This is a genomic window from Bartonella sp. AP150HLJHH (assembly GCF_042196385.1).
Taxonomy (GTDB): Bacteria; Pseudomonadota; Alphaproteobacteria; order Rhizobiales; family Rhizobiaceae; genus Bartonella.
The window spans coordinates 12,456-38,399 of sequence record NZ_JBHIQC010000008.1; the positions used below are offsets into that span (position 1 = coordinate 12,456).

22 protein-coding genes, 1 tRNA gene, 1 other RNA gene and 3 pseudogenes are annotated in these 25,944 nt (G+C 41.2%); 12 read left to right on the top strand and 15 right to left on the bottom strand.

Annotated features, from left to right (window positions below):
• Positions 1 to 69 precede the first annotated feature (69 nt).
• The 4 genes from ACFING_RS04765 (at position 70) to ACFING_RS04780 (ending at position 4,101) form a co-directional block, all read left to right on the top strand.
• The gene (locus ACFING_RS04765; RefSeq protein ID WP_375630056.1) at positions 70 to 855 is read left to right on the top strand and encodes a tetratricopeptide repeat protein; all 786 of its coding nucleotides are present in this window, start codon (positions 70 to 72) and stop codon (positions 853 to 855) included.
• A gap of 1,090 nt (positions 856 to 1,945) precedes the next feature.
• Positions 1,946 to 2,106: non-coding RNA, 6S RNA (gene ssrS, locus ACFING_RS04770), on the top strand.
• Between the two features lie 549 nt (positions 2,107 to 2,655).
• The gene (locus ACFING_RS04775) at positions 2,656 to 3,261 is read left to right on the top strand and encodes a 5-formyltetrahydrofolate cyclo-ligase (RefSeq protein ID WP_375613632.1); all 606 of its coding nucleotides are present in this window, start codon (positions 2,656 to 2,658) and stop codon (positions 3,259 to 3,261) included.
• A gap of 18 nt (positions 3,262 to 3,279) precedes the next feature.
• The gene (locus tag ACFING_RS04780) at positions 3,280 to 4,101 is read left to right on the top strand and encodes a TIGR00282 family metallophosphoesterase (protein WP_375630057.1); all 822 of its coding nucleotides are present in this window, start codon (positions 3,280 to 3,282) and stop codon (positions 4,099 to 4,101) included.
• Between the two features lie 361 nt (positions 4,102 to 4,462).
• Here the strand turns inward: ACFING_RS04780 and ACFING_RS04785 are convergent, their stop codons facing one another.
• From ACFING_RS04785 to ACFING_RS04800, 4 genes and pseudogenes are all read right to left on the bottom strand, one after another.
• Complete coding sequence (locus ACFING_RS04785; protein ID WP_375630105.1) at positions 4,463 to 4,897, bottom strand: helix-turn-helix domain-containing protein; 435 nt, start codon at positions 4,895 to 4,897, stop codon at positions 4,463 to 4,465.
• 361 nt (positions 4,898 to 5,258) lie between these two features.
• Positions 5,259 to 5,611 (bottom strand): annotated as a pseudogene (locus tag ACFING_RS04790) (UDP-N-acetylglucosamine 1-carboxyvinyltransferase); the annotation flags it as partial.
• A gap of 341 nt (positions 5,612 to 5,952) precedes the next feature.
• The gene (gene murA, locus ACFING_RS04795; protein ID WP_375630058.1) at positions 5,953 to 7,248 is read right to left on the bottom strand and encodes a UDP-N-acetylglucosamine 1-carboxyvinyltransferase; all 1,296 of its coding nucleotides are present in this window, start codon (positions 7,246 to 7,248) and stop codon (positions 5,953 to 5,955) included.
• A 176-nt stretch (positions 7,249 to 7,424) separates the two neighbouring features.
• Positions 7,425 to 7,577, bottom strand: coding sequence for a hypothetical protein (locus tag ACFING_RS04800; RefSeq protein WP_375607050.1), 153 nt, complete (start codon positions 7,575 to 7,577; stop codon positions 7,425 to 7,427).
• A gap of 176 nt (positions 7,578 to 7,753) precedes the next feature.
• On the opposite strand from ACFING_RS04800, the gene ACFING_RS04805 reads away from it, so the two are divergent.
• Positions 7,754 to 7,828, top strand: a tRNA-Thr gene (locus ACFING_RS04805).
• 1,118 nt (positions 7,829 to 8,946) lie between these two features.
• Here ACFING_RS04805 and ACFING_RS04810 read toward each other — a convergent pair.
• On the bottom strand, positions 8,947 to 9,135 hold the full coding sequence (locus ACFING_RS04810) for a hypothetical protein (protein ID WP_375621487.1): 189 nt from the start codon (positions 9,133 to 9,135) through the stop codon (positions 8,947 to 8,949).
• 477 nt (positions 9,136 to 9,612) lie between these two features.
• Between ACFING_RS04810 and ACFING_RS04815 the strand changes: the two genes are divergently transcribed.
• The 4 genes and pseudogenes from ACFING_RS04815 to ACFING_RS04830 form a co-directional block, all read left to right on the top strand.
• Positions 9,613 to 10,350 carry a hypothetical protein gene (locus ACFING_RS04815; RefSeq protein WP_375621488.1) on the top strand — a complete coding sequence of 246 codons (738 nt, stop codon included), beginning with the start codon at positions 9,613 to 9,615 and terminating at the stop codon, positions 10,348 to 10,350.
• A gap of 192 nt (positions 10,351 to 10,542) precedes the next feature.
• Positions 10,543 to 10,977: a hypothetical protein gene (locus tag ACFING_RS04820; RefSeq protein ID WP_375630059.1), complete on the top strand. Its 435-nt coding sequence runs from the start codon at positions 10,543 to 10,545 to the stop codon at positions 10,975 to 10,977.
• Positions 10,978 to 11,369: 392 nt separating this feature from the next.
• On the top strand, positions 11,370 to 11,720 hold the full coding sequence (locus tag ACFING_RS04825) for a hypothetical protein (protein WP_375630060.1): 351 nt from the start codon (positions 11,370 to 11,372) through the stop codon (positions 11,718 to 11,720).
• A 228-nt stretch (positions 11,721 to 11,948) separates the two neighbouring features.
• Positions 11,949 to 12,188, top strand: a pseudogene (locus ACFING_RS04830) (DnaJ domain-containing protein); the annotation flags it as partial.
• Positions 12,189 to 13,095: 907 nt separating this feature from the next.
• Here the strand turns inward: ACFING_RS04830 and ACFING_RS04835 are convergent.
• The 5 genes from ACFING_RS04835 to ACFING_RS04855 form a co-directional block, all read right to left on the bottom strand.
• Entirely contained in the window at positions 13,096 to 13,860 is a 765-nt protein-coding gene (locus tag ACFING_RS04835) for a YqaJ viral recombinase family protein (RefSeq protein ID WP_375630061.1), read from the bottom strand.
• A 65-nt stretch (positions 13,861 to 13,925) separates the two neighbouring features.
• Positions 13,926 to 14,096 carry a hypothetical protein gene (locus ACFING_RS04840; protein ID WP_375630062.1) on the bottom strand — a complete coding sequence of 57 codons (171 nt, stop codon included), beginning with the start codon at positions 14,094 to 14,096 and terminating at the stop codon, positions 13,926 to 13,928.
• Between the two features lie 230 nt (positions 14,097 to 14,326).
• Positions 14,327 to 14,614 carry a hypothetical protein gene (locus ACFING_RS04845; protein ID WP_375630063.1) on the bottom strand — a complete coding sequence of 96 codons (288 nt, stop codon included), beginning with the start codon at positions 14,612 to 14,614 and terminating at the stop codon, positions 14,327 to 14,329.
• Between the two features lie 227 nt (positions 14,615 to 14,841).
• Positions 14,842 to 15,231 (bottom strand): hypothetical protein, encoded by a 390-nt coding sequence (locus ACFING_RS04850; RefSeq protein WP_375621497.1) that lies wholly within the window; start codon positions 15,229 to 15,231, stop codon positions 14,842 to 14,844.
• Positions 15,232 to 15,543: 312 nt separating this feature from the next.
• A complete protein-coding gene (locus ACFING_RS04855; RefSeq protein WP_375621498.1) occupies positions 15,544 to 15,861 on the bottom strand; it encodes an XRE family transcriptional regulator in 318 nt (105 codons plus the stop codon).
• 415 nt (positions 15,862 to 16,276) lie between these two features.
• On the opposite strand from ACFING_RS04855, the gene ACFING_RS04860 reads away from it, so the two are divergent.
• Positions 16,277 to 17,347: a DUF1376 domain-containing protein gene (locus tag ACFING_RS04860; protein WP_375630064.1), complete on the top strand. Its 1,071-nt coding sequence runs from the start codon at positions 16,277 to 16,279 to the stop codon at positions 17,345 to 17,347.
• A gap of 125 nt (positions 17,348 to 17,472) precedes the next feature.
• On the opposite strand, the gene ACFING_RS04865 is transcribed toward ACFING_RS04860, so the two are convergent.
• Positions 17,473 to 17,724, bottom strand: a complete 252-nt coding sequence (locus tag ACFING_RS04865) for a hypothetical protein (protein ID WP_375630065.1) — start codon at positions 17,722 to 17,724, stop codon at positions 17,473 to 17,475.
• Between the two features lie 422 nt (positions 17,725 to 18,146).
• Here ACFING_RS04865 and ACFING_RS04870 point away from each other — a divergent pair.
• Positions 18,147 to 20,402: pseudogene (locus ACFING_RS04870) on the top strand (toprim domain-containing protein); the annotation flags it as partial.
• On the opposite strand, the gene ACFING_RS04875 reads toward ACFING_RS04870, so the two are convergent.
• The 4 genes from ACFING_RS04875 to ACFING_RS04890 all read right to left on the bottom strand — a co-directional run bounded on the left by ACFING_RS04875 (position 20,382) and on the right by ACFING_RS04890 (position 22,815).
• Positions 20,382 to 20,855: a hypothetical protein gene (locus tag ACFING_RS04875; protein WP_375630066.1), complete on the bottom strand. Its 474-nt coding sequence runs from the start codon at positions 20,853 to 20,855 to the stop codon at positions 20,382 to 20,384. The pseudogene ACFING_RS04870 and the gene ACFING_RS04875 overlap by 21 nt on opposite strands.
• Positions 20,856 to 21,015: 160 nt before the next feature.
• Positions 21,016 to 21,699, bottom strand: a complete 684-nt coding sequence (locus tag ACFING_RS04880) for a hypothetical protein (RefSeq protein ID WP_375630067.1) — start codon at positions 21,697 to 21,699, stop codon at positions 21,016 to 21,018.
• A gap of 189 nt (positions 21,700 to 21,888) precedes the next feature.
• Positions 21,889 to 22,392 carry a hypothetical protein gene (locus ACFING_RS04885; protein ID WP_375630068.1) on the bottom strand — a complete coding sequence of 168 codons (504 nt, stop codon included), beginning with the start codon at positions 22,390 to 22,392 and terminating at the stop codon, positions 21,889 to 21,891.
• 15 nt (positions 22,393 to 22,407) lie between these two features.
• Complete coding sequence (locus tag ACFING_RS04890) at positions 22,408 to 22,815, bottom strand: hypothetical protein (protein ID WP_375630069.1); 408 nt, start codon at positions 22,813 to 22,815, stop codon at positions 22,408 to 22,410.
• 238 nt (positions 22,816 to 23,053) lie between these two features.
• Between ACFING_RS04890 and ACFING_RS04895 the strand changes: the two genes are divergently transcribed.
• Entirely contained in the window at positions 23,054 to 23,623 is a 570-nt protein-coding gene (locus ACFING_RS04895; protein ID WP_375630070.1) for a hypothetical protein, read from the top strand.
• Positions 23,624 to 25,944: the final 2,321 nt, after the last annotated feature.

Below are 25,944 nucleotides of genomic sequence, written 5' to 3' on the forward strand. Positions count from 1 at the left end.
ATAAGTCCGTTGATTACAAGTCTAGTATTTGATAATATTTGGTGATTTATCTTTTGGGGGCTTGTTTTTATGGATTTTTCTATTTTTTTTAAAGCCTTTCGATTTTTTCAGCTGCGTTTTTTCTGTATTTTTCAGCGCGCGTTTTTTCTTTTTTTTGTTGGCGTTTTTTGTTTTGTTCCCTCGAGCTATGGGCAAAATCCTCCTTCTCTTCCTGAAGATCGGCCTTCTCCACAATCGCTTTTACCGTTAGATGATCTTATTCCCAATTCTCCTCCCCCTTCCTCAACGCCCTCCGATTCTGATTCCTCGGCGGTTATTCTTGAAGATCTTGACAAAGAGCAGCTTTCCCATGTTGACAGAGTTAAGCAGCGCAAAGAAGCAGAAATTTCACGTTTACTCAAAGAATTGAAATATTGTGCTGATGTTGCTAAAGCGAAAAAGATCAGTCAACAACTTCAACATTTATGGTCCCAATCGGGGAGTGAGACGATTGATCTTTTAATGTCATGGGCTGAAAATGCACTCAACAGCGATGATTATGGACTTGCGCTTGATTATATTGACAATGCTCTTGCACTTTTACCTACTCATGCTGAAGCTTGGGTAAGGCGTGCTTGGATTCACATTCAGCTGAACGATTTCAAACTTGCCCTGCTTGATCTCAACCATGCTCTTGAACTTGAGCCGCGCAATTATAGTGCTTTTTTTGAACTTGGCGTTGTCATGGAAGCAACGGAGCGTCCAAAACTTGCTCTTAAAGCTTATGAAACAGCATTGGATTACTATCCACAAATGCGCAGGATTCAAAAGCGCGTGCAAGCTCTATTAGACGAACAATCACCACAAGCTCTTTAAAACCATTCAAGAATAAGACACTTTACGACATCCTTTCAAATCTAGATAAGACGCAAGCCCGCTACACATTCCACTCAATAAACTGCCCCTGCTTATAACCACCCCCCCCCAATTGACAGTGTCTTTTTTTGAAACTTAGCCATTACCATGGAAGCAACAGAGCGTCCAAAACTTGGCTCTTAAGATTGATGAAACAGCATTGGATTACACTCCACAAATGCGCAGAATTCAAAAGCGCGTGCAAGCTCTGTTAGACGAACAATCACCCCAAGCTCTTTAAAACCATTCAAGAACAAGACACTTTACGGCATCCTTTCAAACCTAGATAAGACGGCAAAAACCTGTTTCACATTCCACTCAATAAACTGCCCCTGCTTATAACCACACCATCACCCCCCCCCACACAATTGACAGTGCCTTTTTTTGAATTTGGACCTTTTTTGTATTGAAGGCATCTTCCAAACACTGCCAATATGCCCCTTACAGAATTTCTTCTCATAGCAAGCATACGGGCTTCACGCCTAAGTCCTCTTCAGCCGTTTCTTCTTTTCACACCTTCCATCATGGATAAAAAAAATTGTAAACACGATCCTCAAAAAATACTTTTTGAAAAAAGCTTAAAACATCGCTTAGCGCCTCTAATAAACTATCACCGTCTGTTTTTTATTTATGAGCTTCAACCATATAGCAGCACATACCGTATCAGCTCTCCTCCACCCCTCAAAGTTGATAAAACAGCCCTGAAATATGGCTTCACAAAGCAAAAACTTCAAAGGTGCAACACCAATTCAACCAACATCCTTGAATAAGAAATATTCCTTTCAAAACTCCTCCAAGCATTACCACGAAACATAAAAATCAAGCACTGTCCCAAAAGAGCCAATCAAGCCATTGCCAATAAACCGTTCTGCGTCACTCAATCACCCACCCCCACTCATATTTTTTACTTTGAATAAGCCATCCATCATACAGCCATTTCGAGCAACCACCGACAATATCATCAATCTCTCCTGAAATACTTTATGAAAAAGAAGAGAGCGAAGTTATTTTATCTCTAGCAGAAGCTCTGAAATTGTTTTATATTAAGGAGGGTGTTCTGCGCTTCTCGACAGGAAATAACGTATTCCTGAGACCTTAATGATCTCCAAGGGAGCTGTCCCTGATCAAGCCCGTGGGCTTTTTCATATGGCGCCCACCTATTTGTATAGGTTCCTGGGATCAGCTTTTTCCATCGGCTGTTGTGGATCACCCTTTATTTATATAACTTTTTTACATCAAATTTTTCCAGCTAAAATTGAGAGCGTCCTTTTACATAAGACCAATGACGATACTCTCTTTTCAAGAAATAAAAATTACGATAGGCTTTATTTTATAAAACAAACAGCACTTACAAATAATCCCCTCTATGAATCTGCTTCACCCCTTCGCACGCAAGCAACGCAAAAGCGGTTTATCGCACCAAAATACCCCCTAAAGAGCACACACTTTTTTTCATGCTTTTTTTTCATGAGCACAGCTCTTGTCCATACAGAGATTTACAAAACGCCAACAATGGATAAAATACCAGCATCTTATAAAACAATTAACGAGACAATGACAAATAATCCCCTCTGTGAATCTGCTTCACCCCTTCGCACGCAAGCAACGCAAAAGCGGCTTGTTGCACCAAAATACCCCCTAAAGAGCACACACTTTTTTTCATGCTTTTTTTTCATGAGCACAGCTCTTGTCCATACAGAGATTTACAAAACGCCAACAATGGATAAAATACCAGCATCTTATAAAACAATTAACGAGACAATGACAAATAATCCCCTCTATGAATCTGCTTCATCCCTTCGCACACAGCAACGCAAAAGCGGTTTATCGCGTCGTGATGCTCTTTTAACAGAAGAGCGTGCACTCTTTTCGCAGCGTGCTTGTTGCCACTTTATTGAATACCTTGAAAAGAAGGGAACCGATTTTTCACGCCTCATTTTAGCAGGCTATTGGCCCATTAAATCGGAAATTGACCCGCGTCCTTTACTGGATGCTGTAGCGTTACGCGGTGGGCATTTAGCCTTACCAGCAGTTCTTGATTCCACCACCATGATTTTCCGTGCATTTTCGCCCAGCACGATTTTAGAGCCCATGCGTTTTGGCACCTTTGGTCCGGGTGCAGACAATGACGTTGTTGCCCCCAATAATATTATTGTTCCGCTTTCTGCATTTGATCGTCAATGTCACCGTCTTGGCTATGGAGGAGGATACTATGACCGTGCTGTTGCAGCTCTTGAAAAACAAGGGCATCAAATGACATTATGGGGCATAGGATTTTCATGTCAGGAGGTTTCCTCTATTCCCGCAGCAGAACATGATCTACAGGTACAAGGAATTTTTACAGAAAAAGGTTTCTTAAAATGTTAAAGTGTGATTAAAGCGCCTATGCGTTTTTTATTTTTAGGTGACATTGTTGGTAGCACAGGCTGTAAAGCTGTTTTTGAACACCTTCCTCAACTGATTGAGAAATGGCAGCTTGATTTTGTTGTGGTAAATGGTGAAAATGCCTCTGGTGGTTTTGGTCTCACACAAGAAACGTATCAAGATCTTTTGATGACCGGTGTTGATGTTGTCACCACAGGTAATCATGCTTTTTCTCACAAAGAAGCATTGCAGTATGCCCATGAGAGTGATCGTTTTTTACGCCCTGCCAATTTTTCGAAAGAAACTCCTGGAAAAGGTTCTGGTGTTTTTACGGCAAAAAATGGCGCCCGTGTTCTTGTCGCCAATCTGTTGGGCAACGTTTTTATGCCGTGTAAAGTAGAAGATCCATTTGAAACAGCGGAAAATATTCTGCTTGCCTGTTCGTTGATGGAGCAAGCCGATACGATTATTTTTGACTTTCACGCAGAAACGACAAGCGAGAAGCAATGTTTTGGCCATTTTCTTGATGGTCGTGTGAGTGTTATCGTTGGCACACATACGCATATTCCCACGGCTGACGCGCAGATCTTAGAAGGTGGGAGCGCCTATTTAACAGATGCAGGCATGTGTGGAGATTATAATTCATCTCTTGGAATGGATAAAGAAGAACCCTTACACCGTTTTCTTTATAAGACGAAGCAAGATCGTTTTGAACCGGCATGTGGTCCTGCCACCCTTTGTGGTTTAGCGGTTGAGATTTCAGATCGCACCGGTTTAGCAGAAAAGGTCTCAGCGGTACGGATTGGTCCTCATTTAAAGCCTGAAGTTCCGGATTTTTGGTAGCTTCTTTTAAGCCACCCCTTTGATAGTTTCTTTCCAAGATTTTCTTTTGAGAACTCTATTTGGCAAGACGACTTTTCCAGCCCTTCCCAAATCCCTACTAAAAACACCCCGCCCTCCAATTTGCCTAATACAGAAACTTTTCTAGCACAAATAAGTCACTCTTTTTAAAAGGATAAAAGATAAAGGATAAAATTTTTCGTGATTTTTAAAACGATGAGAAGGAGGTTTTATTTGGACATTTCTGCGGGGGGGGGGGGGAGGAGAAATGTTAACCCCCTTCTCTAGAAAAAGCTTTATATAATAATTTATTATTTAGCAAGAGCCTCTTTAATCTTTTTTTGATTCTAACGAAAATTTAATCTTAAAATTGCTTTTTAGATTTGAGCTCTCTAAAACTTTTCAAAAGAATGTGCTCTTCTTTACTTGCGATCCCTTCATCACAGCAATACAAGGCATTTTCTTTTGTCGAGAGATCGGAGTAGAAAAAAGAAATGGGAACATTGAGAATATCAGCAATTTCTTGTAAACGCCCAGCTCCTATACGATTAGAGCCTTTTTCATATTTTTGGATTTGTTGAAAAGTCACACCTAACTGGCTGCCTAATTTCTTTTGCGACATTCCGATCATTGTTCTTTTAAAGCGAATTTTTCTGCCTATCGAAATGTCGTTAAAGTGTGGATTTTTAGCTTTCACTTCAAGCTCCCCTGCCGGTTGCGAGCGCCCTCGCATTGGTATTCCGGGAGTTGAAAGAGCTGAAACTTGACTCAGCCTTTTGCTTTTAGTGCTAGAGAGCACCTGGACATAACAAAAGCTCCCGGAAATCCGGGATATCCATAAAGCTGGATAAATACGTGTCTCAAGTTTAGGGTCTTTCATTCCCTGTTGATCGCTGCGTAGACGACCAAAACATTCTCTTACCAATAAAGTAATTTCATGAAATTAGCAATAAAATTTAAAAACAGTCTTTATTTTATGAGCTCCACCCCCGCCTCTCAAACTTTTATGCCCGCTCGTAAAAACTCCAAAACCATGAAATAAAACCCACGTTTATTGAGAGGACTAATAACCCTTTATTTTTGAGATCACACCTCCCAAAAGCACACCTAACAACATATCACCCCCTCCCAAAGCCATTTTTGAGAGACATCTTACAGATTTACACTGTGATGCGTTGGATTTTTGCACCACAACGAGCCAATTTTTCTTCTAATCTCTCAAATCCACGATCAAGATGATAAACACGATTGACGATTGTTTCCCCCTTTGCTGCCAATGTAACAAGAGTAAGAGGGCTGCAATCACAAGAGAAACAACAAGCACGCAAATCCGTCGCCATGATGAGGCCTCCTTGCAAATTCTCTGTTTTATGAGATGCGTTGCTCTCTCGCCCATCAAGCTTTATTTGCACCCTCAAGCGATTGAGTTCTTGAACATGCATAAAACGATTTTCGAAAACCGTCTCTGTAATTTCACGCGCTTCCCTCAACCCCGCGTCATGAGCGCCATGAACGAAACTTAGACAATAATCACGAGCCTCCTCAAGAGTGAGAGAAGCAAAACTTTACACGAAAGAAAAACCATTCCGAAAAGAAAACAGCAGCCACAAAAGCCATACCCTTGAAAGATGGAGATTTGAAAGAACTATTGAGAAAATCATCAAGAATGTACGGCTCCAAAATTCCACAAGCAAGAGAGTAAACCATTAAAAATGCACCAGCCAAGCCCAGCGCCCCAAGCCCAGCCCCTCCCAACAAGCAAACATTGTGTTAAAACGCCCCCAAGCAATCGCCCCCCTCAACCACAGCGCAAAGCATTCAGCATATCTTTAACAGGTTTACACTTTGAAAGCTTTACACTGTGATACGTTGGATTTTTGCGCCACAACGAGCCAATTTTTCTTCTAATCTCTCAAATCCACGATCAAGATGATAAACACGATTGACGATTGTTTCTCCCTTTGCTGCCAATGCTGCAATCACAAGAGAAACAGAAGCACGCAAATCCGTCGCCATGACAGGAGCCCCTTGCAAATTCTCTGTTCCATAGACAGTTGCCGTCTGCCCATCAAGCTTTATCTGTGCCCCTAAGCGATTGAGTTCTTGAACATGCATAAAACGATTTTCGAAAACCGTCTCTGTAATATGCGCGATTCCTTCAGCCCGTGTCATGAGCGCCATGAATTGCGCTTGGAGATCAGTTGGAAAAGCAGGATAAGGTCCTGTTTTAATATCAACGGGCATAATTTTGGTGTTCTTTGGATTTCGCTTAATATGAATTCCTTGAGGTTCTATTTGAATCTCGAGTCCTGTTTTTTGGAGCACCTTAAGCACTTTTGTGAGATGATTAGGATTTGCATTTTTAAGAAAGACATCTCCTCCCGTCATAGCAACAGCCATTGCATATGTTCCCGCTTCGATTCGATCAGCAATAACGCGTACTCTAGCACCGTTGAGTTTTTTAACCCCTTCAATTGTAAGCGTTGTTGTTCCTTCACCGGTTATTTGAGCCCCCATAGCATTCAGGGTTCGAATAAGGTTTGTCACTTCTGGCTCACAAGCTGCATTCTCAAGAGTGGTTGTTCCCTTTGCCATTGTCGCCGCCATCAGCAGCACATGGGTTCCACCAACAGTGACTTTAGGGAAACGATAGTGAGCACCTTTTAACCCCTTTAGCGCTTTTGCATGAACATATCCATTTTCGATCGAAATCTGTGCGCCTAAAGTTTTAAGTCCCTCAAGGATAAAATCGACAGGTCTTGTTCCAATAGCGCATCCTCCAGGAAGCGAAACATAAGCCTCTGCGCATCGTGCAAGCAGTGGTCCGATAACCCAAAAGCTTGCACGCATTTTTTTCACCAGTTCATATGGTGCCCGTGTTGTGGCTATTTTTTGCGCCGTAAAATGAATTGTTCTTGAATTCACACATTCATCGTTAAACTCTTGTCCATCAACGGCATATCCAACACCATGATTATTGAGAATACGAATAAGCAATTCAACATCGGCCAGATGCGGAATATTTTCTAAAGTGAGCGTTTCTTCTGTCAGCAGCGCCGCAATCATAAGAGGCAATGCAGCATTTTTTGCCCCAGATATAGGAATTGTTCCTTGAAGTTTTTTTCCCCCAACAATTTGAATAGAATCCATCGTGTTTTCCCTCTTTTCCTTTGTGCCTGCCCTTCCAAAGGATTGTCCCCCTTCGGGAAGTTATGCTTTATTAATCGTTTTAGAACGCATTCTAACTATGAGAACAAATTATTGAGAAGTTTGGTTGCAAAAATTTACTAAAAAACATTTTTTTGCATTTTAGAGCTTTTTGCATTTTAGAGCTCTGGTTGTGCTCTTTTTCGGCTTTGCTCTTTTCGACGTTTCAGGTTTTGACGCAATTGTTGTGCCAATCTTTCTTGACGTCGTTTTGCTTTTTCATCTTGATGATTAATTTCATTTTGTTTTTGTTTTTGATGCATTTGTGTCATTGCGCAACCTTTTAAACAGTGTTGAGCTTCTATCCAAGCAACTCATAACCTTAAATATTTAAGCATATAAGAAACATATGTCATGACATAAGATACGTTTTCTTGCAAGAATATACAAATGTTCTCTTGCCTATTTTCTGACAATATGGCACAAGACAGCGCAAAGATTGAAAAGGGCTGCGGTAGCTCAGTGGTAGAGCACTCCCTTGGTAAGGGAGAGGTCGAGAGTTCAATCCTCTCTCGCAGCACCATTTTATTCTTCTTTTGCCTCTCTCTTCTTGCCCTTATAAGTCTTCCCTATAAGCCTAAATCTTTTCCCCAACCTTCATCGGCTTCATCAAATCCTCCATCCTTTAAACCATGCGCTTCAATAGCCTCAAAATCAAGAGCCTCAATGCCACGCTTAATCTCTAAAATGCCTTACGAACGGCTTTTGAAATTGACCGCCCCCCAAAGAATATCCCCCCACCCCTTTCCTTGCCTCCCCTTTCCTTGCCTCCCCTCTCTTTCATTTCTGTAAGATTGTCCCCCTTTACTCCTTCTCTTTGCCAAGCCTCACTGTTGCAACAGCTCTTGGCACTTGAGACGGTATAGGCATTTTTATTTTTTCAATATTTTATTTCTTGAATATTTTTCCCCACAAGCTCACCCTGTTTGTAATATGCAAACAAACGATTTTACTTGATTCAATATAAGAGCGTTTGAATAAGAGAACTAAAAACATCTCACACTATTTCGGGCTCTCATTGAAATTCAAATTGAATCTCAATAATGAATTATTATAAACTCATTGTTTAAACATATCCCATTGATACCTTTATCCGCCCCAAAACGAATAATCTTATCTTTCCAGCCTCTCTATCCACCTCAAGCAACACAAGTATTCCCTGTAAAAATTAGAATAAGCTTCATCGATCCTATTCGTCATTTACAACAGATCTAACAGAGCCATTTCCAGAACCTCCTCTCAACGCCTTTCCCATTCTCCCCACCCCTTACCAAAAGCAAAAAACAAACAGTGATAAAATCCCCTCAATAAAGCTTTCACTAAGCACCCCACGCTCCCATATGGCAAACATCCCATATGGCAAACATCTCATATGGCAAACATCTCATATGACAGGCATCCCCATATACTAGACATCCCATATGGCAGAAAATTGAGAGCCTGCCTTTTCAAAGAAGATCCCTCATTACCAATTTTATACACTATGGTTCTCCACGTGCTCTAAGCCTCCCTCTTTCAACACGCATCTTTTTTATACGAATACTTTGATTGATACGGATAGCGTTATTCGTCTTGCATAAGAGCCCCAAGAGCGAAAAGCTCTCTCCCTCTGTTCTATTGAAATCAATCACCCCTCTTCGCTTACACTTCACAAGCAGAAAGATCCGTATGGCGAGAAACTTTCCAAGAAAAGCATATCTCTTCGTAAGAAGCCTCCCAGTAAACGAGATTATGAATCGTCTCAAGAGCTACAGCCCATGCCGCAATTTTGGCAACGGGCCCCCAATAGTACCAACTTACTTTTTCATAAAGTAAAAATAGGGTGCGCAATGTTTATAATCTCTGGGGGGGGTATAATCTACAGACTTTATAATCTACGGGGCTTGACCGTTATACCCCTCACGATATTATTCACAGGCGCCAGTATGAAATTTATGAACGCCGGCATAAAATGGCTGTGAAATGAGCTTAGAGCGAGATATCTTTATTAAAACAAGTGCGTGAATGTACAACAACAAGTATATTTCATTTGGAGTATTTTGGATATTGCCTACTCTCCCCACCCTAGGACAACCATTTTGGCTACAGATCCCCTTATATTTTCTGCTGTCATATCTCCTCCAATAAGCTAAAACCCCACATATGCGGGGTTTTAGCCAGTACCACACCTTTATTTAGACACATTATGATCATTATAACCATTTTTATTAAATACGTTTTTACGTATATTTTCAACACAAAAATAACACATATTGATTTATTTAACAGAAATCAATTAAATATTCATGATAATCATTAAAAGTTAAAATGATGAAATTATTATTCAGAACGTACGTCATAATATTTATAACGTTTTTTTCTGTATTCATATTATTGGGTTGTACTCAAGTAAGCGATCTCGCTGAATACGATAGGCTTTACCAAAAATATGTCCATGAAAATTACACTCCTTTAGCATATTCTCAGAAATTAGAAAAAGCAAAAAAAGAGGTAGAATATTTAAAAGCGTATATGGAATGGACTGTAGACATACCCCATGACAAAAGTCAATTTTGGAGGCATTTAATAACATTGCCCAGTAATCCTCCAGAATTCAATATTTTTAAACATTATCACATATTGCTTGTTTTTTGTGGACGTTTTTTTGATTTATGGCAAGGTGATAAAACGATGCCCACACTTACCTTTAACGACTTACCAACAAGACTGAAAGCTTTTAAAGCTAACGGGATGAAATACAGGAAAAATTGGGATTATATAGAAAATATTTTCCTCAAAGCAAAGTTTGAAACAAACTTTGATGATCCAATGTTTGCGTACGCAGAAAAATTTTTGGATTCCCCTAATGGCATTAGTCGAAAAGAACAAACTCTCCAGACAGAGCTGCTCATAATAGGCAATGAACTCACTCGTTTTAGAAACACAGCAACAATGTGCGTTATGGCTAGAGAGGTATACCTTGCCATGATGCCCAAAGAAAATGTAAAACCGCCCGTAAGATATAGCACTTTTGAAAAATGGAAGCAGTATTTAAAAAATCTTTAAACGGATCATAAAACGCCTTTCAAAATACTTCTAAAGAACCATTAAGCCCCCCTCACAATGACTATAATCAGGCACAAAGAGGGTATAAAAACAATGTGAATTAAACAGTCTTTATCGAGAAGCGTCTTAATTATCGCTCTTTTAACAATGCATCTTTTTTATTCTTCAAAGGGATATACTCATTCGAATGAAGTGTTCTCTTCAAAAGAAATTACAGAAAGAGAGAGATTCTTCCGCATTTTCCTTGTTAATGGAAGTCGCTGGTGGGAAGAAAAATTCTACCAAATTCTCTGGATAGAAAAAACATTTTTTTTGGAAAACAAGCAGCAGTTATCGCAACCGCTCTATGAAAAACATGTCAATATAATAAAAAAATGGCAGAATATAATCAAAAAACGACATCATGTATTTAATACTCTGTGCACCCTTATAGAATTAGAAATAGATGCAATGCGACATGTGAATGAAGCAAAACACTCTCATGAGCATACAGATCTCTCAAACCTTATGAAACACATAGAGACATATCAAGAGCGTATAGCTAAAAACAAGAAAGAACTTGAGAAACTTGATCATGAAATTGAGATCTTATACAAAGTTATCATAGAATATACAAAATTACCATAAACTTTGATCTATTCATTCCATAACTTTATGAAAAGTGCTTCTCAAAGGGTCCCCTGTATTTTCAAGCGTTTTGAACTATCTATCGCCATCTTTAGATACAGAGTGCCAAAGTACAGTAACGTTATCATACAATTTGTTGTATTTTACCAACACAAAAATAACACATATTGATTTATTTAACAGAAATGACTTATAAAAGCTCATCAGAAACAAACGACAATAAATACCTTATGTTTAAACACTTTATTTTCTTCGCTATCGTAATAAGCGCTGTTTTATTTACGCATCATACAACGAGTGGATGTACAACAGATGGTCTTTTTGTTGGAAGTACTTCTCCGATCAATTGTATTTCAAAAGAATATATAAGACAGAAAATAAAAAAGAAGCTATTGAAAAAAGAACGCGAAAGAGAATGGTTAGAGCTTGAACAATTTTCTGTTAGCGCTTGTCCAGGTGGAAAATTTCCTGTTTATTATGGCGTTTCTATTATCGATTGTGTTTCAGAGGAAGAACTAAAACAAAATCGTCTTAATCAAAATCATTTTAATAATGAAATTAATATAATGAACTTATTCCTGCAATGGTTTATCGTAGCATTCGTAATAACAACGATAATGTCTGTTCCCATAAGTTTACTTTGGCGTTTTAGATTTAAGGTTTCTGCCTGTTTATTTACAATAATGACAACCTTGGCTATTATTGCCGTCCCTTTTACATTTGATTTATCGTCTCTCTTTTAATCTATTTTTGTAAAAAATATTTCTAAAATATTAAAAACACCCTGCATTTTTAAGCGTTTTGAACTGTATCTCCTCTCATTTAGAGACAATAGCCCCAAGTACAGCCATGCCACTCAATACAATTTTCACCATATTTCTAACATAAAAATAACACATGTCGATACATTCAAAAGAGATCAATTAAACGATCTTATAAAATAAGAGCAATACACAAAGTAGCTGTATTTAATGATAGTAAATGAAGACGATTATTATGGAATTCTTGGTGTAAGCTACGCATGCAACGATAAACAGATAAAATCTGCTTTTCGTAAATTAGCTCTGCAATACCACCCTGATCATAATTCTAGTACCGAAGCAGAACAAAAATTCAGAAAAATTTGTGAAGCCTATGAAGTTCTTAAAGATCCTCAAAAGAGAGCTGCTTACAATCAGTTCTATCATAAAACTTTTAAAGATAATGACAAGGCTTCTGAAATTAGTAGAAAGCAAGAGAACAGACGACAAGATAATACCGAGCATGTAATTGGTAGTATCATGAATGTAATTTTCATTATTTGTGGAATAATACCTATAATGTGTTATATAATTTCGTTTTTTACGTGGAATATACCACTAGGAATAATAAGTATAGGGTTATTAATTTTCATCAGTATAAAAGGATATTTGGTAAATATTGGTGCATTTATCTTCGGGATCATACTAATATCATTTATCAAAGTTATATGGAGAAGTATCTATTGATCAGTGCTTTTGAAGAGCTTTAAGATCAATCCCACAGTGAATTCACAAGGTGTGGTCATTTTTGATTTTCTATAACAAGGTAGTGTAGAAAAACATAGAGATTATAATGTCTCTATCCGTTCTTTTCTTATTCTCCCGTTTCCTCCACCCCTCTATTTTTTTCCACAACCTGCCCCCCAATCTTTTCCCCAACAAGCCCACTTGACTCCACACAGACTTTTTCTCATGCCCCTACATCCTTTTCCCATATCGGCTAAAAAAAATCCCCCAAGCCCCCGCAAAGCTCTCTCCCCCCAAGAACGAAAGCATAACGTACACCATTGTCACAGCAATGAAAAAGCAACTCAGCCCTTTCATTGCGGCTCCCCCACAGTACTCACCACAAAAGCACCCAAAATCACACCACCATATCTCTAAACAACTTGGCCTTACTCCCCATTCTCGTTTTCCCCTCCAGCATACCGCGCCGCCTTGCATGCGCTCCAAGCACCCTTTCTTCCCACATTTTCCCACCATGGCTTTCACATTCCTGTCCCCTAAAGTTCGCTATGCTCCCTGCTTCCCTGCGCCCCCTTATTTGGCACCCTCCTCCAACACAAAAACCAGCTCTTTTCCCTCTGCTCTTTCCTTTTTATAGAACTTTGCCTCTCCTCAACGCTACACAAGATCCCTTCCCACCCCGTCTCATTCTCGTTTTCCCCTCCAGCATACGCTTTGTCTTCATTCCAAGCACCCTTTCTTCCCCCTCCTTCAAAGCAATTTCTGTTCTTATATGAAAACCTGTCTCAACCGATTTAATTTGCTGTACCATCTTCTCCAAAGCCTCATTAAAACAGCTAATTTCATTTTCAAGCTTGCAAATATATGCTTCATCACGATAAGCTCGTTTAATCAAAGGAGGCATATCCGGCCAATAGAGCATTAAATCCACCCATTCGCGTTGAGAAATCCATAACCCTCCTTGACATTGTGCTTTATGTTCTGCTGGAAAGCCCTTTTGCATGAAATGAGGAATTAAAATTTCAGGTTTTTTTGTTTTAATTTCCAACAATCCATTTTTTCCAACAAAAGCATCGGGAGAAAATCCTTGTCCGCGATCATCTGCCAAAACAAAGCCAATACATTCAGGTTCTGTATGTGTCAGTTTCCCATAAAGCTGTCGCGCGCTTGGTTCTAATTCAGTCCCACGTCGCATAGAAAGTGTTGCCCCTTCATCAACGGTTTTTCCGGTAATTCTTTCTCCCGCCAATTTCATCATCACACTCTGATAGCGTGACGTTTTTTGCCCATGTTTTTTTTGCGCCATAACCATCTCAAACAAAGAAGCCGTAATCAAACCATTACGCACTTTCTGCCATTCTTCTGTTCCTTGAATACAATCGATAATGATTGGCATAGTATTTCTCCCCTTCTTTAAGGTGCTTTTTTTGCAACATATTCTCTTTGAAACATTCATATCTTTTAAGATGCATTCCCCACTAAGAATGACAGCATCCTTAAATATTGTGCTGCTGAAATCACAAAAGCTTTTGGAAACGCCCCCCTCAACATCCCCCTCCCCACAAGTTTCTCATCCCCTCCTTTTCCATATCGGTTAAGCCCCCAAGCGGCGCCCTCCCTAGACGAAAGCATAACGCGTGATATTTTCTCCCCGATAAAAAAACCTCTCGCCCATCATTGCCCCCTAAGGCTCAATACAAAAACGGTCAGAACCGCGCCCCCATAGCGCCTTCCTCTTCTTCCCTCTCAAACACCTTCCCTCATTTCCCAACATGCTTTCACATTCATATCCAAGCTCTTTGCACTCCCTGCGCTCCAAGCCCTCTACTTCCCCCCCTCCCTCAACACTCTACTCCTTCCCCCTAAGCCTTCATTTTTGTTCTCCAGCATGCTTTCATATCACTCCAACCCCACTGGATAACCCGCTGCCCCTTCATTGCCTTACCCCCCCAATGAACCAGCCGGCAACTTCCCCCACACAAGCGCCCGCAATTCCCCATATATAGGGCTCTTTTCTTCATACCCCCCTTTCCCATATCGGCTAAGAAAATCCCCGCAAAGCCCCTCCTCCCAAGCTCCCCACCCCCAAGTCGTCCCCCCCCAAGAACGAAAGCATAACGTGCACCATTGTCACCGCAACGAAAAAGCACTTGGGCCCATCATTGCGGCTTCTTTTTTCAACCCTGCTACTGCACGACGAAAAAATCATGGCGGCAATATTCTTCCTCCAATTTTTTTGCCATAGACTGAGCCACCTCTTGCGATATAAAATGTATAGCGTTGTGTTTTTGTGGTTCGAGTCTGATTAAATTTCGCGTGTTGCCAGCATAATAAAGTGGAAACCCTTGATAAGAAGTCTTGAGATAACTTGGCATGTTTACCACCAATAATCTGTCAAGACATCACATGGGCGTAAACGATGCTGTTTTTCATAAGAGCCATAGAGATTATCTTCATAATCGCAAGCCGCTCTTTCATTTAAACAAGCATGATAAGCTTCACTATTCAAAATGAAGGGCTGCAATTGTGTATTTTCTTCATTTATTTCATGATTTTCGACATAAAAATCAGCGATTTGTTCCGTAACATCTTCAGCATGAGAAGTTGTCAGATCGAGTCGTAAAACTCTATAAACAGTTTCACATTCTTCAATCAGTTCGAGCACTTCTTCGATTTCGTCGATTGGTCCTTCATAAGTACAAGGATTTTCCTCTTCGCATAAAACGACAATGATTTCATCCTCTTTAACGAATGAAATATTTTTCATGATTTCCCCCTTTAGATAGTTGATAAAGCATAGCCTTGTCTTGACAAGACTAAATATAGCGTTAGTCTTATCTCCTCTATAGGAGAGATGTCAACCATTTTATCCTTCATAAAAGATATATTTTAAATATCTACGGGGTTCAAATGACATATGTAAAGAAAAATCTATTATTCTTTGTTCCTCTCATGCCCCTTTGTTGTTCTCTATTTGTTCTTACAAAATTGCAATTATAAACACACAGGAGAGATAAAATGAGTGACATAATATTAATAAAACACTGGAGTCGCCTTGACTCAAAAGCACAGAAGGAAGTTATTTTGAAGCTTCGTCAATTGGTCGCCGCAAAAGAGTCAAAATCGCCTGTCTCTCTTGCGGAGAGAGTTTCGAAATAAGCTCTATAAATTCTTTATCTTCAGGGCTAGCCCCTTTCCCGTAAAGAATATAATTCATACTGATATTAATTTCGTGACAAATTCGCGAGAGAGATTCGATTGTTGGTTCTTTTCCTTCAGCAAGAATAGAATGAAGGTACCCCGCGCCTTTACCGGCAGCGAGGGAGATAGATCTTTTTGACCGCCCACTTTTTTCCAAAGCGATTCTTAATCTTTGACGCCAACCATTGATATTCATAATTTCACCATATAGCGCGTCTTTTTAAAAAAACACGTCCTTTTTATAAAACGGGCTTGCATTATCCTCTAAAAAGGATAAAATTAAGGAAACAAATTTTACTTTTTAGGGGGAAATTTTTTTATTTTTAGATCATAAAAACACTTTAACCACCCTACCGGATATAAAAGACCACCTCCAAAGCTTCTGCCCAAAAGCAAGTACGTTGAGAATGTGTGGTATTCTTTATTTTTTCCATCACCGCAATCTTAAATCGTAAGTTTGCATGCGCTTCAAGCACAGCCAATCATTTATAAGCATCGTAAAGAAGCCTCTAGTCATCATCGAACAGAGCCAAAAGCAACACAAGTTAAATCCTTATTTGAGCTTTTATCATCAATAAAAATGTATAAAAAAGAAGAAAGTAGATTGCAGTATGAAACACGCTAATCAACAAGAAACTCCTCATTATGAATCGTCTAGGCTTCCATATGTTTGTTGGTATCAAAATGACTTTCTAGGAGGTGTACGTGGGATGCGCGCACACGAAATTGGAATCTATACGATTCTTCTCAATGAAATGTATGCCCGTGGCCGACCTTTAGAAATATCGAAAGAACGTTTAGCGCGTCTTTGTGGTTGTGACAAGCGAACTTTTGTTAATGTTTTAGAGATGCTCATCCAAGAGGGCAAGATTTTAAATTTAGCCAATGGGTTATGGAACAAGCGTTGCGAAAATATTTTTCAAGAGCGAGAAAAACTGCTTGAACAAAAATCCTTTGCGGGACGTTCTTCGGCAAAAAAACGCAAGAAAATCAATACTGAGATTCAACAACTGCTTAACGAGCGCACAAAAGATGGTGAACAAAACTCAAAAGCTCAAAAGGCAGAAGAAAAGGAAACACCTTACGGTGTTTTAGAAAAGAAAATTTTGTTTGATGAGACAGAACCTTGTTTTTCCTGCGAAGAGAACTTTGAACAAAGCGATCATCCATCACCCTTATCGGCTCTTGATTCACCTCTCCCTTTGCCTGCCCAAGCAGAAGCAGAGCAAAAAAACGCCTCCCCTTTAACTGCTCCCCAAGCCGAGTTCACTCCCGCCCCTATCGCGCAAATTGTCACGGGGGAAAAAACAAAATCCGCCACCACTCTTCCCCCCAGCAATCTTCCTGCCTCCATCCCTCCTTCTTCCAACAAAAAAACCACAACCTCAGTTGCCAAAGGGCATCGTCTTCCTGAGCATTGGCAAGCAGACATCAAGGCGGCAGTTTCAGAAGGCTTGAGTGAAAGCCAAGCCCATTGGCAAGAAAAGAAGTTTCGCGACTATTGGCAAGCCAAAGGCGGCAAAGAAGCTCTCAAAGTAGACTGGCAAGCCACATGGCGCAACTGGTTTCGCCGTGAGATCGAACGGCAAGAACAGCAAAAACAAAGGAGCTCCTCATCTTTTACCTCTGAGAACAATGACACGCTTTACCGCAGTTTGATCAACTATAGCGACAATTTTTGACATCACACAAACAACGTATTTTTCAAGCAAGCGCGGGGACAAAAATGCTTCAACACCACAACAGCATCGGACAAAACAACACAGAACAAAACAAAAGGCGGCAAAACAACAATGAAATAAGCTCTTCACACCGTAAAACGAGTCAACATCGACCATTTTTCTCTCATCACAAAAGCGTTTTCCCCACGCAAGGACCCCAACATACACCCCAATACACACCCCAACAGGACTCCAGCATGCACCACCCCCTCACAGGCATATCCTCCCCGCCCTTCTTGCACCCCCTTCCTCCTTTCCGCCTTCCTCCTTTTCCCAAGGCGCCACTTCCCATGCTCTTGGCAAACAGACATCAACAGAGCAGCTGCAAAAAAACTCAATGAAAAGCAAACTCTTTGGCAACAAACCACCCCTCCCACACAGGCACCCCAACTCATGCCCCAACAAGGTATCCCCCAACAGGACCCCAGCATGCACCACACTCTCAGACATCCACCCCACCTTCTTGCATCCTTCCTCCTTTCCACCTTCCTCCTTTTCCCAAGGCGCCACTTCCCATGCTCTTGGCAAACAAACATTAACACAGCCATTTCAGAAGGCTTGAGTGAGAGCCAAGCCCATTGGCAAGCCAAGAAGTTTCGCGACCATTGGCAAGAAAAGAGCGGCAAAGAAGCTCTCAAGTAAACTGGCAAGCCCCATAGCACCACGAGACTTTACGATCAGATCAAACGGTGAGAACAGCAAAAACAGAGTCCTCACTTCTCACATCTTGAGAAAAACGAAAATAATATCACGAATGACCATGAGCACAATTTTTGAAATCAAACAAAAACTTATCTCACAAGCAGATAGAATAGCAGAAATGCTTCTTCCCCAAGGGCACAAACGAGGCAACAATTGGATTGTAGGCAACACACGTGGTGAAGCTGGTCAAAGTTTATCGATTTGCTTGAGTGGTAGTAAAGCAGGACTTTGGTATGATTTTGCAGAAAGCACAGGAGGAGATCTTTTAGACCTTTGGTGTGAAGTCAAAGGCATTAGCCTTTCTCAAGCCTTAGAAGAAGCACGCGCGACTCTCAATCTGACACGCCCCAAACCCTTTATGGCGCCCCATCGTTCCTATCGCCGTCCACCGGTTCCTACAGGGCAGAGCCCGCAGAATCTTGTAAAAACCTATCTCCACGAAGAACGCCGCATTCCTCTAGAAATTATAAAGCGTTACCGCATAGGAGAAAATGGCAAAAAAATCATTTTCCCCTTTTATAAACCCGACGGCACCCTTGCTTTAGTCAAAGAACGGCTTGCACAAACGGGAGCAAAAACCAAACCAACAGCCTCCCAATGTGAACCGATTTTATTTGGTTGGCAAGCTCTTTACCCCACAAACCACACCTCCACGCAGGCGCTCCAACAGGCACCCCAACACACACCTCAGCAGGTACCCTCAACCAACCACCCCTCCACGCAGGCGCCCCAGCAAGCATTCCAACACACACCTCAGCAGGTACCCTCCAACCACCCCTCCACACAGGCGCCCCAGCAGGCACCCCAAAACACCGCCTCAACCAACCCCACCTCCACACACACACACCAAAACACCACCTCAACCAACCACGCCTCCACACAAGCGCCCCAAAACACCACCTCAACCAACCACCCCTCCACACAAGCGCCCCAAAACACCGCCTCAACCAACCCCACCTCCACACAGGCGCCCCAAAACACCGCCTCAACCAACCACGCCTCCACACAGGCGCCCCAAAACACCACCTCAATCAACCCCACCTCCACACACACACACCAACAGGCACCCACACACACCCCCCAACAGGCGCCATTTCCCATTCTTTCTTCAACAAACCGTACCATTGTTATCACTGAAGGAGAAATTGATGCGCTATCCTTAGCCGCCTATGGATATCCGGCGGTTTCTGTTCCCTTTGGAGGAGGCAGTGGAGGAAAACACAACTGGATTGAAAATGAATTTGATCATTTAGAATCTTTTGAAACGATTTTTTTAGCCACCGATATGGACAAGCCCGGAGAAGAAGCAGCCCGTGAGATTGCCAGCAGGCTTGGACGCCACCGTTGCTACCGTGTCCGTTTACCCCTTAAAGATGCCAATGACTGTTTAACCGCAGGGATCGATAAAGCCACCATAAAAGCCGCCTTTTCCTCAGCACAAAGCTTTGCACCAGAAGGTTTACGGCGCGCCTCAGACTATAAAGATCAAGTGATTGGGCTTTTTTGGCCAGAGCCTGAAAAACATCTTGGTTATACGGTTCCCTATCCTAAACTGAAGGACAAATTGCATTTCCGCCCAGCAGAATTAACGCTCTGGAGCGGTGCGAGTGGTGCAGGTAAAAGCCAATTATTATCAGATTGTATTCCCCATTGGATTGCACAAAAGAGTCGCCTTTGCTTAGCGTCTCTAGAAATGAAAGGAGAACAATCGCTTCGCCGTTTAACCAAACAAACGGGCGGCTTAGAACAGCCTACAAAAGAGACGATTGAACGGATTCTTCATTTTTTAGACGAAGGGCTTATTCTTTATGAACATGTTGGCAAATCAAGCGTTGACACCTTGCTTGAAGTCTTTGACTATTGTCGTGCGCGCTATGGCTGCGATCAATTTATCATCGACAGTTTGATGCGGCTTGGCATTGCCTCTGATGATTATGCAAGACAAGAACAAGCCGTTTATAAAATGGTTGATTGGGCTGTTTTAAACAGTGTGCACATTCACCTTGTCGCCCATGCCCGTAAAAGCGGTCTGGATAAAGATATCCCCAGCACAGAAGACATTAAAGGCGCCTCAGAGATTGGCGCCAATGCCTTTAACATCATCACCATTTGGCGCAATCGACCGTTGGAAGATAAAATCTTTGCCGCCTCTCTCGCACAAGAAAAAGCAGATTTAGCCAAACGCCCAGGTGTCATTATGAATATTGCCAAACAACGTTCTGGTGATTTTGAAGGCAAAATAGGGCTTTGGTTTGATCCCCAAACTTATCGCTATCGCTGTTCTTTTGAACAATCATTCCCTCGACGTTATCTGTAATGCCCCATAAACCCCACTCTCTTTAAAAACGCCTCCGCTTTCAAACGCGCACGTCTTGCTCCCACAGAAACAACAGGAAGGATCAATCCACAAATGATGAAAAACACCCAATCCTTCGCGAACCAAAGCCTGCTCAACCCTAGATTCTCTGCTCCCAAACGCAAACAAAAAAAGGTCGCTCCAACAACGGCGCAAAACACCACCCCCTTCAATAACCACAAACAACGCGTCACCACCCCATCTCGCCGCCCCCTCATATGCAAAATCAAGAACCACTCCAACAGTGCAGCAAACACGATCCCTATCAAGGACAGGAGACCCCATGGTATGTCCATATTCTCCATCCCCCAAAGAGCTAAAAAAAGGACGACTCCTAAAATGCAATAAAACAGCACTTCCTTCAAAAAGAGGGAAACACCACAAATACAATAAAACGCCGCCCGCCACCACGAAATATCGAAGCGCTTGGAAACCTTATAAGTACTAATAACGACAACAATAAAAAGGTAGGAAAATACCAACAACAGCAAAAAAAACAAATCGTTCGACATCACATACCCCTCACAGCAAGCCCATTAAAGATCACACCCATGAAAAAGAAAAACACACCCTACTTTAAGAACCAAGCCCATAGAACACGTGCACGCCTTACACCCTGATAAATCAAAGGAGAAAAAAATCCAACAATAAAGGGCAACACCCTCTCATTCGAGAACCAAAGCCAGCTCAACCCTAGATTCTCTGCTCCCAGACGGGCAAAACAAAGAATTGGTGCCAAAATGCAGAAAAACAGCACAAAATTCAAAGCACGCAACGACCTCTGTAACACCGTATCACTTTGCTCGCGTATAAAGAACCCCAAGAGCACTTTCAACAATAAAGACAAGAGCAAAACCTTTAAGAATACCGCCCTTATGCTATCCATATCCCTGACGCCCACAGCAGCAAACCACAGGATAAAGCCCATCATGCAACAAAACATGACCGCCTTTAAGAACACTTGCCAAGCAACAGGCATACTCTTGACGCCCAGATGCACCAAACCAAGGACAGTTGCAAAAATGCAAGAAAACACCGCCCCCTTTAAGAGCAGCTCCCCATCAACAGCGCGCCTGCCCACGCCCACATAAACAAAACCAAGGTAGGTGGCAACAACGCCATAAAGCACCACCCATCTCCAAAACATCCACTCTGTAACAGAGCGACGCTTTGCTCCCACATAAATAAAAATCAAGGCAAGAGCAAAAAAGCAGAAAAACCAAGGCAACAGCCAAAACATCACATCGTTCGACATCAAATACCCCTCACAGAAAGAACATCAAAGATCACGCCCGTGGGAAAGAAAAATGCTCATTCTTTTTAAGCACCCCCCCAACAGTACACGCACACACCGTACCCCCTCCAAAACAAACAAAGGAACGAATCCAACACTGCTCACAAACACCCCATTGTTAAAGATCAAAAACCAGTGCCCCCCATATGCTTAGCGCCCACATGCGCCAACCCAACAACAGCTCCAACAACGCCGCCAAGCAGCAGAAACCTCAAAAAAAAACACCCCACGCGCTATCCCCTTACCCCGCACCCTCATAAGCAAAACCAAGGACAGCTCCAGCAATGCAACAAACACCGCTCCTATCACTAAAAATTCCCATGATATATCAAAACGCTTTACTCCCTTATAAGCAAAGCCAAGAACCACTACAGCAATGGCGCAAAACACCACAGCCTTCAAAAACACGCCCCACGATACAGTTCTACTGTTTGCTCCCACAACAATAAAACAAAGGACAGCTCCAGCAATACAAGAAAGCTCCACCCCCTGCCAAAACACCTCCCACGTAATAGCCGGTCTCCCCGCATCTTCATAAGCAAAACCAAGAACCAAGCCAATAACGCAGAAAAACGCCAGCCCCTTCAAAAACATGTCCCGCGCAACCACCATACGCCCCGCTCCTTCATCAATAAAAATCAGAGACCATGCCAAAAATGCAGCAAAAGATCAATCCTTTTCAAAGAATGAAAGCCTAAACCCAAGACGCCTTGCCCCTCTATAAATAAGAGCAAGGACAAAGCCCAAAAGGACATAAAACACCCACTTGTTTGAAAACCACACCTGAGCCAAACCCAAATGCTCAGCTTGCTTATAAATAAAATCAGAGACAGCAGCCAAAATGAAGCTCAACAACACCATCTTGAGGAACAAACCCTTCGTTACACCCCGCCGCTGCATTACTTCATAACCCAACATAAGGAAAATACCGGGAATGCCATAAAACGCCACAGCTCGTAAAAATACGCCCCACGTCATCCCAAGAGCCTTCATTTCCACATAAACAGCCACAGAGACATAGGCTACAATACAGCTAAACACCAATCCCTTCAAAGACAAAAGCCCGCGCAACATCATGCCATTCCCCCATCAAGTCATTCAAGGAAAATCCACCATGCGACAAAACACCCCTCTTTTCAAGAACCAAATCCATGGGGCTTCCCACACACAAGCGCAACAGTCCAAGTCACCCCCAAGAGCGCATACCCACACAGCACACTTCAACACATGTCTTCCTCTCATCCCCCTCTTTTGCCTAGATCAAGCAACATTTTTTAAAAACGAGAAGCAAAATTAAAATTTTTAAGGAGATGCTATGCCCCATAAGCAGAAAAAAAATATGCAAACCTGCCCGCTTGATCATCAAAATCAAGAAAAGCACATTGGTCATTTAAAGACGCAAGAAATCCCTGTTGAAACGCGTAATCCTTATTTTAAACCCAATCATCCAGAAAGTTCCAGCAACCCGCTCACGATTAAAGCCATTGCCAATGCACAAAGCCATCCCATTGCCCTTTTATATGCGAAAGGACATCTCAGCAAAGCCCAATATAAAGCGGCAGAACGTTTTTATTTTTACTGGCGTCAAAGCCAAGCCGATCTCCACATGAGCCTTGACTACACCCGTGAAAAGGTTTCCTGTAGCCAAGGGTACACACACCCTATTGAACGTCAAATAGAAGCCTCCAATCATTTAAGAACAATCAAAGTTCAACTGGGTATTCTTGGCTATTCACTGCTTGAACGCGTTATCGGCCATGGACAAGCGATAAAAGAATTAAGTTCTTCAAAACGCAAACAAAACTCCCTTGCCGATCATTTACGAGATTGTTTAGACTTGCTCGCATTTCATTGGGGATATGCAAACCATAAACATTTTGAATAATCCCCCTCCTCGCTATTTTAAGCGGCCTCCCATGTTGCCCCGCCCCCTCTAAAGAAACCTCCCCCACACGGGCTCAACCATTGAGCAGCTCTCGCCCCTATTTCCATTACCTTGCCCCCCACACCCAAAAGGACAATACTTCACCCCCACACATAATTAAGATACACCCCACACTCTTAAAAACAAAAAGCCTTCCCCCATATCAGTCCTATAATCATGAGGGGCTCTTAATTCGTTTTTGATTGAAGAATATTATCAAGATGCTTGCATGTATCATAATATTTTTAAATATAGTTTAATTAATATCGAGTCTTAAAACAAATATTCAATTGAAAAAAGTATTACGTTTTAATGCAAAATGACAAAATTTTTTGTAAAAAGCATTTTTTATATTGCTATTTTTTCAATTCTCTGCTAAGTATAATATGGTAGGTTCTTTAAGTATGATTTTTTTGTATTTAGTACGGCCTTTTAAATTTATTCTTTTTTGACACGTCCTGCGAGTCAATGTTAAAATTCTCCTACTTTTTGGTCCTCTGATTGCGACGGAGGACTTTTTTTTATAACTGTACTTTTTTATGACTGTATTGTCTTAAATCACTTCCTTATGAGCTTTGTGATAATTCCTCCATAAGGTTTACCCGCAAAATAGATCATTCTTTTGTCAAATTGACTTGCGTTCCATTCTTAAAGAACAAAGATTCTTAACTCAATCTGATTTACAAACAGCTTGGATACACTTCCCTCTTGGTTTGCCATTCCCTCTTGGCTTCTATTCAGGTTTTTCCGCTAAACTCAAGGCGCAACAGAATCTTGCTCTGTCTTAAAGATTCACCACGCCCTTAAAAAAACACTTAAAACATATCCAAGGAAGCTTGCTTCATATCACCAAACCTCAAATGACCGTGTTTTACGGCATAACAGAATGACTTAACTATTGGATAACTTTCTTTATCGCCCCCCAACAGGTTGATGTATCACGACAACATATTGATTTATAATCATCATATCCCGTTATCCATATAAAATTAAGAGACGCAGATATCATAGGGATTCTCTCATTTTAAATTTATTTCATGTTGCATCAATCAACACCTTGTCTTTTCCACATTACAAACATGAGAGACATATGAAATAACGCACTTCAAAGATTTCAAAGATAAAGAATCAAAATGCCTCTTATGAACACGCTCAAGAGCCAAAGGCTGTCATCATATGAGGCGCGAATAGCATGATAATGTGCTGGCTTTTCCTTATGAGATTTTAAAGAAGGACTTATCCACTTCACAAGAGATTTCTCCATTATCAGATTTACCAATATCTCCAATCACCAATATAATTGTGATGATAAGATAACATAATGTTTTTAAACAAGTAGGTAAATGTGCAACACAAATATATTCTATTTAGAACATTCTGTTTTATGTGAGTCGCGTAAACTCCCATTAAAAAACAAAATCCCCCATTAAAAACAAAATCCCTATGAGAAAAAATCTAAAGCGTGAAGATAAAAACATGAGACAAGTGTGATTCCATTCAGATATTGCTCTTTAACCGTCAAACCGAATAAAAATAGATCCGGAAAGTATGTTAATCTTCCTACCTTAAGAGATAAACTAAGAATATAGACAACATCTCTCCTAACATTCCCCTTTTTCTAGCATCGCGTAAGAATCAAAAGTTATACAGCTTATTTTGTCATATTATAAAGCACTGTTTTTTAAGGCGGTATTGAAGCAGTTAAAACAATTGAAGTGTTTAGCCAACGCCATCGCCATTAGCAAAGCTAAAAAAACAAACTGTTGAAAAGCCGTGCATATCTTGTGTAAACATAAAAAAAACAAGAAAAAGGCACAAAAATATCTCAATTTTTATAAAAATACATCAGCGTCTTTTACGATTGTATTGACGAACAACCCTTATCACATAATCATCTTAAATATTGAGAATAAAGAATGAATAGCCCTCGCAAATACAGCAACCTATCAATAAAAATATAAAAACAAATCTTTTTGTTATCTCTGTTTCTTATGGAATATGCCTTTCCCTATGGATGCACTTTAGCCTCCAAAGAGTGCATTCAATCCATGGAAAGGACGCACTCTAGCCCTCAAAAGAGTGCATCCTTCCCCTCAACGGATACCGCCGAACCCTCATAAAGGCAGTATCCAATCTATAAGAGGATGCACTCTAGCCTTCAAAAGAGTGCATCCTTCCCCTCAACGGAGACTGCCAAACCCTCATAAGGCAGTATCCAATCTATAAGAGGATGCACTCTAGCCTTCAAAAAGAGTGCATCCTTCCCCTCAACGGAGACCGCC